Source organism: Rhodovulum sp. HP10 (genome assembly GCF_047553435.1).
GTDB lineage: Bacteria > Pseudomonadota > Alphaproteobacteria > Rhodobacterales > Rhodobacteraceae > Rhodovulum.
The window spans coordinates 2,443,498-2,456,395 of sequence record NZ_CP180201.1; the positions used below are offsets into that span (position 1 = coordinate 2,443,498).

Below are 12,898 nucleotides of genomic sequence, written 5' to 3' on the forward strand. Positions count from 1 at the left end.
ATGCGAAGAGCTCTTCGGGCGGTGGGCGCCGCCTTCGCCGCCATGTGGCGGGCGCGCTGGATGCGCGTCCTTCTGATCGTTCTGGGGCTGGTGGCGCTTGGCGCCGCGATCTGGTTCGGGCTGCCGATGACCGGATCGGCGCTCCTGGCCTCGGTCTGGTTCCGCGCCGGGCTGATCGCGCTGATCGCGGGCACGCTGGGGCTGGTCTATGGGCTGGGCTGGCTGCGCCGCCGCCGACGCGCCGAGGCGCTGGAGGACAGCCTGATGGCCGAGCCCGCGGGCGATGGCCGGGTGCTGGCCGAGCGGATGCAGGAGGCGCTGGCCAAGCTGCGCCGCTCGGGCGGCAAGAGCGCGCTCTACGATCTGCCCTGGTATGTGATCATCGGCCCGCCGGGCGCGGGCAAGACCACCGCGCTTGCGAATTCGGGCATCGGCTTTCCGGGCCGGGACGGGCCCAGTTCGGGCGTCGAGGGCTTCGGCGGCACCCGCAACTGCGACTGGTGGTTCGCCGAGGAGGCGGTGCTGATCGACACCGCCGGGCGCTATACCACCCAGGACAGCGATGCCGAGGCCGACCGCGCGAGCTGGACCTCGTTCCTGCAGCTTCTCAAGAAGGGCCGTCCCGACCAGCCCGTGAATGGCGTGATCCTGGCCTTCTCGGTGGCCGACATGATGGCCGCCTCCGAGGCCGATCTGGCGCGCCATGCCGAGACCGTGCGCAGCCGGCTGGCCGAGCTGCACGAGACGCTCAAGATCGACGTGCCGGTCTATGTGCTGTTCACCAAGGCCGACCTGATCTCGGGCTTCAGGGAATATTTCGGCTCTTTCAGCCAGTCGCGGCGGCGGCTGGTCTGGGGCACCACCTTCCAGACCCGCGATCGCGGCGCGCGCACCTGCGAGCTGGTGCCGGCCGAATTCGACGCGCTGGTGGCGCGGCTTTCGGACGAGGTCAGCGACCGCATGACCGAAGAGCCCGACGGTGCGGCCCGGATCGCGATCTTCGGGCTGCCCGGGCAGATGGCGATGCTGCGCGACACCGTCTCGGACTTCCTGCGCCGGGTCTTCGCGCCGACGCGCTACCAGTCGAACGCGATCCTGAGGGGCTTTTATTTCACCTCGGGCACCCAGGAGGGCACGCCCATCGACCAGGTGCTGGGGGCGATGGCAAAGGGCGGCGACGAGGCCGCCTTCCAGCCCGCCTTCCTGTCGGGCAAGGGGCGCAGCTATTTCCTGCATGACCTGCTCAAGAAGGTGATCTTCGAGGAGCGCGACTGGGTCGGCTTCGACCGCCGCGCGGTGCGCCGCCGCCAGATCCTGCGCAGTGCCGCGATGGGCCTGATCGCGGCGGTCACGCTGGGCGGCATGGCGGGGTTCGGCTACAGCTTCTGGCAGAATGCCAGCCTTCTGGCCGCCGCCGATGCCGATGCCGCCGCCTATCGCGACGCGGCGCGCAACGAACTGGCGCGCACCGTCATCGACGATCCCGATGCCTCGGTGGTGCTGCCCGAGCTGCAACGGCTTCGGCAGATGACCGCGGGCTATGTCGATCCGCGCCGTCCGGGCCTGTTTGAGGGGCTGGGCCTGTCGCGCCATGACGAGCTTCACGCCGCCGCCGACCGCGCCTATTCCGACGGGCTCGAGCGGATGCTGCGGCCGCGGCTGATCCTGGCGCTGGAAAACAGCCTGCCGCAGCTGATTGCAAAGGACGATACCGCCGCGATCTACCGGGCGCTCAAGGTCTATCTGCTCCTGGGCGGGCAGGGCGGAGCGCGCGGCGCCGAGGACGATGCCGTCGTCGCGGCCTATTTCGACGAGATCTGGCGGGCGCGCTTCTCGGCTCCGGGCGAGTATCGGCTGCGCGAGGAGCTGAGCCAGCATCTCGAGGCCATGCTCGATCTGGACGGCGACCGCCGGATCACCATCGGCATCGACCCCGAGATCGTGCGCAAGGCCCGCGACGCCATCGTCACCCTGCCGTTGGCCGATCAGGCCTATGCCTCGATCAGCGACCGGGCGCTGACCTCGGGCCTGCCGGCCTTTGCCCCGGCCGAGGCCATCGGCGGGCAGGTCGGGCGGGTGCTGGCCACCACCGACGGAACGCCGCTCGAGGATCTGTCGCTGCCCGGGCTCTATACCTTCGAGGGCTATTGGGGCTTCTTCCTCGACGAGCTTGCCAATGCCCGGTCGCGGCTGAAGGATGACCGCTGGGTGCTGGGCGAGGCCGCCGACCGGGTCGATTACGACCGCCAGCTGGGCAGCCTCGAACGCGACCTGCACCGCCGTTACCGGCAGGAATTCGATGCCGCCTGGACCGGACTGCTGTCGCGGCTGACGATGGCGCCGATGTCGGCCGATCCGCCGCGCTATGACGCGCTCGCCGCCGCTGCCTCGCCGGTCGATTCGCCGCTGGCCCGGCTGGTCGAGGAAGTCGGCCGCCAGACCCGGCTGAGCCGCCTTTACGACCAGATCGACGCGATGTCGCCCGAGGATGCGGCCAGGGCCGCGGCGGGCGGCGATCTGGCGGGGAACATGGGCGACGCGGTCTTCTCGCGGATCTATTCGCGCTCGGGCGTGTTCCAGCGCGTGGTTCTGGATGCGGTTCAGGTCCGGGGCAAGAGCCAGGCCCGGGCGGGTGCGGTGTCCGAGGACTCGCAGCGGGCCCAGGTGCAGCGGATCTCGGATGATTTCGCCGACTGGCACCGGCTTCTGACCGGCAAGCGCGGCGCCCGGCCCATCGATGCGGTGCTGGCCAATCTCGCCGCGCTGCGCGAGAACCGGCGCAATGCCGCGCTGGCCCCCAGCCCCGCCGACGAGACCCTGCTGCGCCAGACGCTGTCGGCGCTGACCATGAACAACAGCGCCCTGCCGCCCGATCTCGGCCGGATGCTGAACGCGGTCGAGGCCGAGTTCCGCTCGGAGGCGCAGGATGCCAGCCTCGGCCAGATCGAGCGGGCGATGAATGACGAGGTGGGCGCCTTCTGCCGCGAGTTCATCGAGCCCTATTTCCCCTTCACCGAGGGCGGACGCCATGTCTCGCCCGCCATTTTCGGACAGTTCTTCGCGCCGGGGGGACGGGCCGACCGCTTCTTCACCACCTATCTGCAGCCGCATGTGACGCGCGGCCCCGACGGGCTGGAACCGATCCCGGGCAGCGCCATCGGCGAACGCCTCTCGCCCGATCTGCTGAAGGCCTTCGACCGGATCGAGGCGATCCGGATGGCCTTCTTCGCCTCGGGCGCCTCCGAGCCGCGGGTCGACATGGCGGTGACCCATATCTCGTCCTCGCCCTCGGTCAATCTGGCGGTGCTGGGGATCAATGGCTCTGAGCTGCGGACCCAGCCCGGCTCGACCCCGGGCGAACTCAGCTGGCCGGGCCCCGGATCGGGGGTGTCGCTGGCGCTGTTCCCGCAGCAATCGGGGCGGCCCAACGGCATCCGCTTCGATGCCGGCCGCTGGGACATCGTGACCTTCCTGCGCACGGGCCGGAGCCGGGTGAACGGCACCTCGGTCGAGGTCACCCAGGATGTCGGCGGGCGCTCGATCACCTATCGCTTCTCCTTCGATTCGACGACGGTGCCCTTCCTGATGCCCGAGCTGTCGCAATTCAGCTGTCCGGTCTCGGTCGAGGCGCGGCAATGACCGGGGCGGGACGGGCAAGCATCGGGCTTCTGGGCAAGCATCCGGGCTATGGCGATTTCCTGCGCGCGGGGCTGTCGGACCGCGTGGCCGACGGGCTGACCGGCTGGATCGATGCCACGCTGGCCGAGCTGCGCGACGAGCTTGGCCGGGACTGGGAGCCGTTCTGGGACGCGGCGCAGGAGCTGCGCTTCCGGGTCGGGCGTGCGGTTCTGGGCCGGACGCTGGCGGGGGTGCTGCGGCCCTCGCGCGACCGGGTCGGGCGGCGCTATCCGCTGCTTCTGCTGACCGAGGGTGCCGAGGTGGCGCCGCCGACCGCCGGCGAGGGCGGGCAGGATCTCTGGGAGGCGCTGTCGGCGCATCTGGACCGGGCAGAGCCGGGGCACGGGGCGCGCGCGCTTCTGCGCGGGCTCGAGCTTGCCATCGAGGCCGAGCCGGCCGAGCGCGCATCCGAAGGCCCCGTGGTCTGGGCGCATCGGCCCGATGGCGATCTCGGCGCGCTGTTGCGTGCGGCGCGCCCGGTCGAGGCCGAGCGGGCCGCCCTTGTGCGGGCGCAGTTCTGGACCCCGGGCAATGAGCGCTCTGCCGCGCAATGGCTGGCCGGAACCGGGCTGCCCGAGGCCCGGGCGCTGGCCTGGATGCTGGCGGGGGTGGCCGCCGATGGCTGCGACACGGGAGAACGGCAATGAGGCCCGAGGCGCATTGGAACGGCTGGTTCCTGCTCGAGACCGGGATGGCGACCGATGTCGGCTGCCGCCGCGAGATCAACGAGGATGACATGATCGCCCGGCCCGATCTGGGGCTCTGGGCGGTGGCGGACGGCATGGGCGGGCATGCGGCGGGCGAGTTCGCCAGCCAGGCCATCGTCGCCGAACTGTCCGGGGCCGGGCTGCCCGTCTCGGCGGTCGATCTGCAGGCCCGCTTCATGGAGCGGCTGATCCGCGCCAATGAGCGCATCCGCGCCTATTCGGCCGAGCTGGCGGCGGGGCCGATCGGCTCGACCGTGGCGGCGCTGCTGGTCCATGAGGACGGCTATGCCGTGGTCTGGTGCGGCGACAGCCGGGGCTATCTGCTGCGCGATGGCCATCTGGTGCAGCAAAGCCGCGACCATACCGAGCTGCGCGCGGCGCTGGAGGCGGGGCGGATCACGCCGGAAGAGGCGAAGACCTGGCCCCGGCGCAATGTCATCACCCGGGCGATCGGGGTCGGGGCGGAACCCGAATGCGACATCGTCTCGGGCAAGATCGCGCCGGGCGATCAGTTCCTGCTTTGCTCGGACGGGCTGACCGAGCATCTGGACGATGCCGAGATCGCCGATATCCTGCTGGATCTGCCGCCGCAGGCCGCCTGCGACGCGCTGATCGCCGAGACCGTGGCGCGCGGCGCGCGCGACAATGTCACCGCCGTGGTGCTGGCCTGCCGCAGCGGCGATGACGATGACGAGAAGACGGCACCGCCGCTATGAGCGACCCCGAGGCGCCGCGGAAGGAGGGGCAGGACGATGCCGGCCCCGGGCCAGACCTCACGCGGGTCTCTTGCCCGCCTGCGGCGGCCGGGGAGGATGCGCCCGAGCGGACGCGCCTGTCCGTCCCGCCGGACGCGGCCGGAGACGCAGGCGCGGACGACGAGCGCACCGCCTTCGTGGCGCCGGGCGGGGGCGGCGCGCATGGCGGGGAGGATGTGACCCGCATCTCGGCCTCCCCTGCGCCGTCCGAAGCAGGTGCAGGCGCCGCGCAAGCCGCGCCCCGCGTGCCGATGCTCTCGGCCGGAACCGTCATCAACAACAATTACCGGATCGTGGGGGTGCTCAGCTCGGGCGGCATGGGCTCGGTCTATCGCGGGGTCGAGATCGGCACCGGCGATCCGGTCGCGATCAAGGCGATCCTGCCGGATCTGGCCGCCGATCCGCGCGCGGGCGCGCTGTTCCGCAGCGAGGCGCGGATGCTGCGCCAGCTCGCCGACGATGCCATCGTGCGCTATTACAACTACGTCCACGACCATGCGCTCGACCGCTATTTCCTGGTGATGGAATTCATCGAGGGCATCACGCTTTCGGATCATATGGCGCGCTCGGGGCCGCTGCCGCCGGCCGCAGCCGAGGCGCTGATCCGCCGGCTTGCCGGGGCGCTGGCCCGGGCCCATGCCTATGGCGTGATCCATCGCGACCTGTCGCCCGACAACGTGATGCTGCCCGGCGGCGCGGTGGCCGAGGCCCGGCTGATCGATTTCGGCATCGCCCGCTCGGCACGGCTGTCCGAGGACGAGGCGCCCGGCACCTTCGCGGGCAAGCTGAAATATGTCGCGCCCGAGCAGCTTGGCCATTTCGGCGGCCATGTCGGCCCCGAGACCGATATCTACGGGCTGGCGCTGTTGCTGGGGGCGGCGCTGTCCGGCCGTGCGCTGCCGATGGGCAACAGCATCGAGGAGGCGGCCGAGCGCCGCCAGAGGGTGCCCGACCTGTCCGGCGTCTCGCCCGCGCTCCGGCCGCTCCTGACCCATATGCTCGAGCCCGACCCGGCCGCGCGCCCGGCCTCGATGGACGAGGTGCTGCGGCTGATCGAGCATCCGCATCTGCTGCCGCCGCGCTATGGCGGCCCCAGCGCGGCGGTGCCCGGCGGGCTGACCCTGCCGCCGGGGCTGGGCCGGCCGGGGGCCGCGCGCGCGACCCGGGCGGAGCCGGAACCGGAGCCGGCGCCCGAGCCGCCCCGCGACCGGGCCGCGCTGCGGCTGATCGGCGGGCTCGGGGCGGTGTTCCTGGCGCTTCTGGGCGCGGCTGGCTGGTATGGCTGGAGCGCCGGGCTGATCGGACCCGGCCAGGGCCCCGAGGCCGGGATCGAGGCCCGGCTGCCGCCGCGCCAGGAGGCCGGCCGGACCGGGTTCCTGGCCGCCTGGGACGGCGGGCCCTGCAGCTATCTGACCAGGGTCGAGACCGGGCCGCGCGCCGGTGTGGTCGAGCGCTACGGGCGCGGCGGGGCGGCCGAAGGCAAGGGAAAAGACAATGCAGCGCTGGCCGCGGCCTATGAGGCCCGTTTCGGCAGCCGCCCGGCGGTGCTCGAGCGGCCGGTGAGCGAGGCGCAATGCGCCGTGCTCGATTTCGCCCGCAGCCTTCAGGCCCGGCCCGGCCCGCTGCCGGTCCTGTCGGCCACGCCCGAGCAGGTGGCGAGCGGCGCGGAGGTGCGTGCCGCGGTCGCGGCGCCGGGTCCGGCGCGGGTCTGGGTGGCGCTGGTCGCGCCCGACGGGGCGGTCTACGACCTGACCGACCGGATCGGGCCGGATGGCAGCCTGCGCTTCGGCCTGAGCCTGCCCGAGGGCGCCCCCGCCGCGCCGCAGCTCTTGCTGGCGGTGGCCGCGACCCGGCCGCTGGCGGCGGCCGCGACCGCCGCCGACGGCACCCCCGCCGCGCAGCTTCTGCCGGCCCTGCTGGAGGAAATCGCCGGGCGGGGCGGCGGCGCCGGGGCCGCGCTGGCGCATCTGCAACTGCTGCCGCCGGGTTCGGCGGAAGACGGGTAGTTTCCGGATCGCACCGGCAGGATCTCGCCGAGAATCCGGGCCGTGGCGATTGCTGCTGCTTGGAATGCCTCTATGTTGCCGTTGCGCCGTACTGGCCCGACTGTAACGAGTGAGAACCATGCTGTTCGTTTCAAACGAAAACCGGCGGTCCGATGCTGCGGTCTGCCGGTCGGGGGTGGAGCTGTGACACGTCTGTCCGCCCCGCTTCTGCTGGCCCGCTATACCGCCCGCGACCGGCTTGCCGCCGAGGTCGGCGGACAGGTCGCGATGCGCGCGCCGGACCATCCCGAATTCAGGGCGCATGTCGCCGAGGCGCTGCTGGGGCAGGGCTACCGGATGACAAGTTTCGAGCCGCTCGATCCGCAGAGCCTTCCGCTCGATCCGGCCCTGAGCCTCCGGCTCGGGCGCGGGCGTCCGGTCTTTCTCGACAGCCCGGCCCCGAGCCGCGAGCGGCCGCAGGCGGTCGGGCTGAGGGCGCTCGATCTCGCGGAATGCGGCTGGCCTGCGCTGTTCGAGGGGCCGAGCCCGGCCTGGGCGCTGATCGACCCGGTCTGCTGGCCCGATGCGCTGGAACTTGTGCGCGACAGCTCGCAGGGCGCGCTTTGCCTTTATGCCACGCCCGATGCCGAGCGGCAGGCCGCCGCGCCCTGGCTGGTGCCGCTGTCGGGCCGCGATCCGGTCAGCCGCGCGCTGATGGCGCTGGCGCCCGACAGCCATGCCGGGATCTGCTTCCAGAGCCAGGCCGGGGCGATGGCGCTGCGGGCGCATTTCCGGCGCTACACCATGGCCTGGCTGCCCGGGCGCGAGGCGGCGCCGCTGTATTTCCGCTTTCACGACCCGCGGGTGATGTCGGACATGGCCCAGGCGCTGGAGCCCGCGCGTTTCGCGGGCTTCGCGGCGCCTGTGCAGCGCTTCTTCCTGCCGCTCTCGGCCGAGCTGTCGCTGGCCGCGCATCTGCCGGGCGCCAGGGTCGGGCCGCTCGACGACCCGGCGACGCTGCAGGGACGGCTGTTGCGGCTGGCGCCGCGCGGGCGGGCGGTGGCGCCGGGCAATCTGCATGTGACCGAGGCCGAATTCGCCCGCTTCGACCGGCTCAAGCGGCAGCGCACCGCGCAGTCGGTGGCGCGCGGGCTTTACCGCTCGCTCGGGCAGGACAAGGGCCCAGAGGCCTGCCTCGAAGCCGCCAGCCAGGCAATGCGGCTGGGCGAACTCCACGACATGCCGTCGCGGGCGCAGGTCGGCGCGCTGGCCCGTGCGGTGCTGTTCTTCGGCGTCGATTTCGCCGAGAGGGACCGCCGGGCCGCAGAGATCCTCGAAGATCGCCGCGCGCTGCCGTTCCAGCGCAAGGACCGGCTGCTGCGCTGGCTGGCGCTGGCGCTTGGCGAACGCGGGGGCGCGGGCCTGGCCGCGCCGGCACTCAGGACAGGACAGGGATGATGGCGGGAACGACGATGAATGCCGAAGAGGCGCTGCTTTGGGCTTTGGGCTCCGACATGCCGCAGCCGCCCTTTATGCTGAACACGCTGACCATGAACCCGCCGATGATCGCGGCCGAGACCTCGCCCGGGCATCGCCAGATGCTGCAGGAGCAGCTCGACCAGGCGGTTGAACAGGCCAACGCGCTGCGCGCGCAGGAAGAGGCCGAGGCCTTCGATCTGGCCAATGGCGGCGCGGCCTGCGACTGCGCCCCGGGCGAGCCCTGCTGTCTCAAGGAATTCGTGATCGAGGATGCCGCGGATGCCAGCCGCAAGGTGACCTGGCCGGTGCAGAAGGACGGCCCGCGCACGCTGTTCCTGACCTGCAAGGACCCTTATGGCGGCCAGCCCTCGGCCAAGGCCAAGCTCAAGATCACCCGGAAGGAAGAGTGCAAGCAGGGCAAGGCGGGCGTGCCCTCGCTGCGGCCCTCGAACTTCGCCGACGACAATTCCGTCATTCCCGACAGCGACGAGCGGATCGTCACCACGCCGTTCCAGATGCCCGCGCTGTCGGGCAAGATCCTGCCGCCAGAGGTGATCACGGCGGTCTATATCATGGGGCTCGCGATCCAGAGCTCGACCTACCGGTCGCAGCGCAACCCGGTGGCCGCGGCCAATCAATGCGTCGGGGCGGGCTTCGGCGGGCTGACGGTCTGCCCGCTGCCCCATGCCAAGCTCGAGGCCGAGATCGAGGGCAGCGTCGGCATCAAGATCTTCACGAGCCGCCTGCCGACGCTGTCGGCCAAGCTGACCGGGAAGATCACCGGCGAGGTCGGCAACCAGACCCTGGAATTCGAGAAGACCGGTCAGGCCGAGGAGAAGCAGGCGCCCCCGACCCGGGCGCAGGAGCGGCAGCAGCAGGGCGAAAGCACTCCGCTGATCTCCTTCATCGAGGACATTCAGGACGCGATGAACGGTCTGGCCGGCGAATCGGGTTCGCCGGATGCGCTGCGGGCGCCGCAATCGGATGCCTTCGGCTCGTCGATCGGGATCGAGCTCAGGCTGGGGCTGAAGATCGGCAATCTCGAGCTGAAGGGCAAGGAGGCCTCGCCCGATCTGGCGCTGGCCCTGTCGGGCTGCGAGGTGACCTACGGGCTGTCGGTGACCGGCAGGATGGACCTGTTGGATCTGTTCCTGTCGCGCTTCCCCAGGGGCCCCGAGATCCGGCGGCGTCTGGCCAATCCGGGCAATGCGGTTTCGGCCAGCGCCGAGTGCTTCATAAAGGTCGCCGGCGAAGGCGATTTGATCTATGGCATGGGCGATATCGCCAGCCTCACCATCGGCAATGCCGATGACTGGGAGGCCCGCCTGGAAGAGATCGAGCATACCTTCACCGCGAAGGCCAAGATCACCGGCAAGATCAAGGCTGCCGCCCGTCTCGACGCGGATCTGTGGTTTTTCAAGGCCGAGGCCTCCGCCGGAGCAGAAGTCAGCACCGGCTGGCATTTCGGCGGCCGCGTCATTCGCAGCGCCGATGGCGGCCGCAAGACCGAGCGGCTCTACTATTTCGAGGGGGTCATACTCAGGGCCTATGCCAAGTTCGAAATGTCGGTGACGGAGGAATCCGAGGACAGCCTTGATCATTTCGGGCAAAGCACCGTCTCTTCGACATCGACCAAGGACAGTGTGACGGCGACGACGAATGCTGCCGAACCAGATGTCGTCGTGGAGCTTATGGAGCCGGAGGGAGAGGAAGATGGATGGAAATGACACCGGGCCGAACCGGCGACGCTTTCTGGCATCCGCTCTGGGTGCCGCCGCAACGTCTGGCACTCCCGTAATCCTGATGGCGAAGGACAACATGACTTCTGCACCGCAAAACAATTACACGCTTTCCTGTTTCGCCCGGAACGCGACGGTCGAGCTTTACGTAAACGGCGCTCCGACGGCGCTTCACACCTCGCTCAAGGACATGGCCTGGACGTTCTTCGTGCCGGATTTCCTGCGCGATGGCGCGAACCGGATCGACATCGCCTATGAGCCGCTCAATCCCGAGGAGCGCAACTACACCCCCAACCCGGATGTCGCGATCCAGGCCGAACTGGCGCAGGGACGGCAGGAGCCTGCCATCCTTTTCAATGCCAGCTACGATATGGACGAGGGCCGGCTCGCGCCGCGCGAGACGGAGATCTTCAGCGGGATTCCGGTGCGCCGCGATGCGGGCACCATTTCTCGGATCCGTGCCGGGGCCGAAGAGCCCTTCGTGATCCGGTCCGGCAAGGGCAACGCCACGCGTCCCGAATACACGCGGATCCTCGCCATCGAGTTTCAGGTCGACGATCCGTCGCTGGGCGATGTCGCCTGGGCCGGAACCGAGCCGCTGACCGATACGCCCGGGATGCGCGATGCGCTCTGGCAGGCTATGGCGCGGCTGCATCGGGCAGTGGAACGAAAGGATCGCGTGGCCTTGGTAGAGATCGCCCGGCCGTATCTTTCGCGGTTGGCCTACATGCTTGGTAAGGCCGATGCGGACGCGGCGGCGGCAATGATCCTCGACTCCGCGCCATGGGCGTCGGATAAGGTTGCCAGCCTGCGTCCGCTCCTGTCGCGAGAAGAGGCCAGGGGCGCGGCGCTGCTTTTCGGATCGGACCGGCGGCTTGCCTGTTTTGCCGATCACCGGGTCACGGCGCTGGATGCCGAGGGCGATTTCCTTGCGGCGCTTCCGCTTTATTTCGCCCGTCAACCAGGCGGCCCGTTCCTCGTCAGTTTCTCGCGGCACATGAAGTGAAGCCTGCCGCTCCGGCCTTTGCCGCCCCGCCTGGGCCGACCGCACCGGGACGCGGCCCGTCAGAGGCCGGACGTCGCCATTTCCTCGCCACTGCGATTGGCCTCGCGGCGTTTCCGGGGAGCGCGTCGCGGCTTCTTGCGGGCCCCGCGCCCGCGGAGAATGCCTATTCCCTGATCTGCATGGGGCATCATGCGGTTCTGGAGGTCTATCTGAACGGCGCGCCGACGATCCTGCATGCCAGCCCCGGGGATCTGGTCTTTTCCTTCCCGGCGACCGAGCTGCTGCGCGACGGGGCGAACCGGCTGGATGTGGTCTATGAACCCCTCGATGTCGAGAAGCGCAGCTATACGCCCACGCCCGAGGTCTCGGTGCAGATCCAGCTGTCGCAGGGGCGCCTGGGCGAGGCCACGCTCCTGAACGCGCGCTACGGCATGGAGGAGGAACGGCTGGTATCCGAGCCCCTGACCGTGTTCAGCGGGCGGCCGGTGCAGCCCGATCTGGGCAATATCTCGCGGCCCAGACCCGAGGCCGAGCGGCCCTTCACGATCTGGTTCGGCGACGGCAAGCCCTCGCGGGAGTTCACGCGGATCGTTCCGGTCGAGTTCCGGATCGACGATGCGCCGCTGGGCGACGTGGCCTGGGCCGGGACCGAGCCGCTCGAGGATGACGGCGAAACCCGCGACGCGCTGTGGCAGGCGATGGCGCGGTTGCATCAGGCCGTCGAGCGGCGCGACCGCGAGGGCTTCGTCGAGATCGCGGGGCCCTATCTGGCGCGGATGGCGCATATCTGGGGCAAACCCGATGCGGGGGCGGCGGCCGACACGATCCTGGCCCGGGCGCCCTGGGCGTCGGAGCGTGCCGCGGGAATGGTGCCGCTCTTGTCGCGCCAGGAAGCGCGGAGCGCCACGCTGGCCTTCGGCTCGGACCGGCGGCTCGTGGAATTCTCGGACCGCCGGGTTGCCGCGACCGATGCGGGCGGCGAGGTGCTGTCGGCCCTGCCGCTCTATTTCGCGCGCCGTCCCGGCAGCCCGTTCCTGGCCTGCTTCTCGCGGGACATGAATATCGATCTCTAGCTGTGAAATCCGGAAGGCGCGTTCCTTCCTGTGAGGCTCGGGTTCGAGCCCGGCGATTGGGTCCGGTCCCGAACAGGGAGCAACCTTCCAAGATCTCAAACCGGGATGAGCTGGAAGGACAGGTTTTCCGGTCCCAGCCCATCCGGGGGCAGATCCTTCGGGCGCGACCCCGGGGGGCTCTGCCTATCGGCGCCGGGAAGGGGACGGGCACGCCTGCGCCGATCAGGTCTCGCCCCGGAGGATCGACCGCTCCGGGATGGCCGCCGGCGCCATGAAGGCCGGGCTGGAACAGAAGCCCGGGATATCGAGCCGCCAGCCCGGCAATGCGTGGCAGGCCAGTCGCGCCGATGACGGCCCCTGCCGGAAACCCTGCCCCGGCTGCCGATGTGGAAGGCCCTGCGCAAGGCCCCGCACGCGCCCGGGCCGGGAGGCTTGAATTTCCCCGTCCGGGGCTCCATTGTCTGCCCCGATATCCA

General features: G+C 70.4%; 8 protein-coding genes. All 8 read left to right on the plus strand.

Annotated features, from left to right (window positions below):
* A complete protein-coding gene (tssM, locus tag ACK8CO_RS11410) occupies window positions 1-3,639 on the plus strand; it encodes a type VI secretion system membrane subunit TssM (RefSeq protein WP_414896700.1) in 3,639 nt (1,212 codons plus the stop codon).
* A complete protein-coding gene (tagF, locus tag ACK8CO_RS11415; RefSeq protein ID WP_414896701.1) occupies window positions 3,636-4,325 on the plus strand; it encodes a type VI secretion system-associated protein TagF in 690 nt (229 codons plus the stop codon). Before tssM ends, tagF begins: the two co-directional genes overlap by 4 nt.
* On the plus strand, window positions 4,322-5,101 hold the full coding sequence (locus ACK8CO_RS11420) for a PP2C family protein-serine/threonine phosphatase (protein ID WP_080618241.1): 780 nt from the start codon (window positions 4,322-4,324) through the stop codon (window positions 5,099-5,101). Before tagF ends, ACK8CO_RS11420 begins: the two co-directional genes overlap by 4 nt.
* Window positions 5,098-7,146, plus strand: coding sequence for a protein kinase domain-containing protein (locus tag ACK8CO_RS11425; RefSeq protein ID WP_414896702.1), 2,049 nt, complete (start codon window positions 5,098-5,100; stop codon window positions 7,144-7,146). The genes ACK8CO_RS11420 and ACK8CO_RS11425 overlap by 4 nt, the downstream gene beginning before the upstream one ends.
* Window positions 7,147-7,329: 183 nt before the next feature.
* The gene (locus ACK8CO_RS11430; RefSeq protein WP_414896703.1) at window positions 7,330-8,583 is read left to right on the plus strand and encodes a DUF4123 domain-containing protein; all 1,254 of its coding nucleotides are present in this window, start codon (window positions 7,330-7,332) and stop codon (window positions 8,581-8,583) included.
* The gene (locus ACK8CO_RS11435) at window positions 8,583-10,331 is read left to right on the plus strand and encodes a hypothetical protein (RefSeq protein ID WP_414896704.1); all 1,749 of its coding nucleotides are present in this window, start codon (window positions 8,583-8,585) and stop codon (window positions 10,329-10,331) included. The genes ACK8CO_RS11430 and ACK8CO_RS11435 overlap by 1 nt, the downstream gene beginning before the upstream one ends.
* On the plus strand, window positions 10,264-11,349 hold the full coding sequence (locus tag ACK8CO_RS11440) for a hypothetical protein (RefSeq protein ID WP_414896705.1): 1,086 nt from the start codon (window positions 10,264-10,266) through the stop codon (window positions 11,347-11,349). The genes ACK8CO_RS11435 and ACK8CO_RS11440 overlap by 68 nt, the downstream gene beginning before the upstream one ends.
* 179 nt (window positions 11,350-11,528) lie before the next feature.
* Window positions 11,529-12,422, plus strand: a complete 894-nt coding sequence (locus ACK8CO_RS11445; RefSeq protein WP_414896706.1) for a hypothetical protein — start codon at window positions 11,529-11,531, stop codon at window positions 12,420-12,422.
* The last annotated feature ends 476 nt before the right edge of the window (window positions 12,423-12,898 follow it).

Coding starts and splice junctions, on each gene's coding strand:
- tssM (WP_414896700.1), top strand. CDS start 1: ATGCGAAGAGCTCTTCGGGCGGTGGGCGCCGCCTTCGCCGCCATGTGG.
- ACK8CO_RS11435 (WP_414896704.1), top strand. CDS start 8,583: ATGGCGGGAACGACGATGAATGCCGAAGAGGCGCTGCTTTGGGCTTTG.
- ACK8CO_RS11420 (WP_080618241.1), top strand. CDS start 4,322: ATGAGGCCCGAGGCGCATTGGAACGGCTGGTTCCTGCTCGAGACCGGG.
- ACK8CO_RS11445 (WP_414896706.1), top strand. CDS start 11,529: ATGGGGCATCATGCGGTTCTGGAGGTCTATCTGAACGGCGCGCCGACG.
- ACK8CO_RS11425 (WP_414896702.1), top strand. CDS start 5,098: ATGAGCGACCCCGAGGCGCCGCGGAAGGAGGGGCAGGACGATGCCGGC.
- tagF (WP_414896701.1), top strand. CDS start 3,636: ATGACCGGGGCGGGACGGGCAAGCATCGGGCTTCTGGGCAAGCATCCG.
- ACK8CO_RS11440 (WP_414896705.1), top strand. CDS start 10,264: ATGCTGCCGAACCAGATGTCGTCGTGGAGCTTATGGAGCCGGAGGGAG.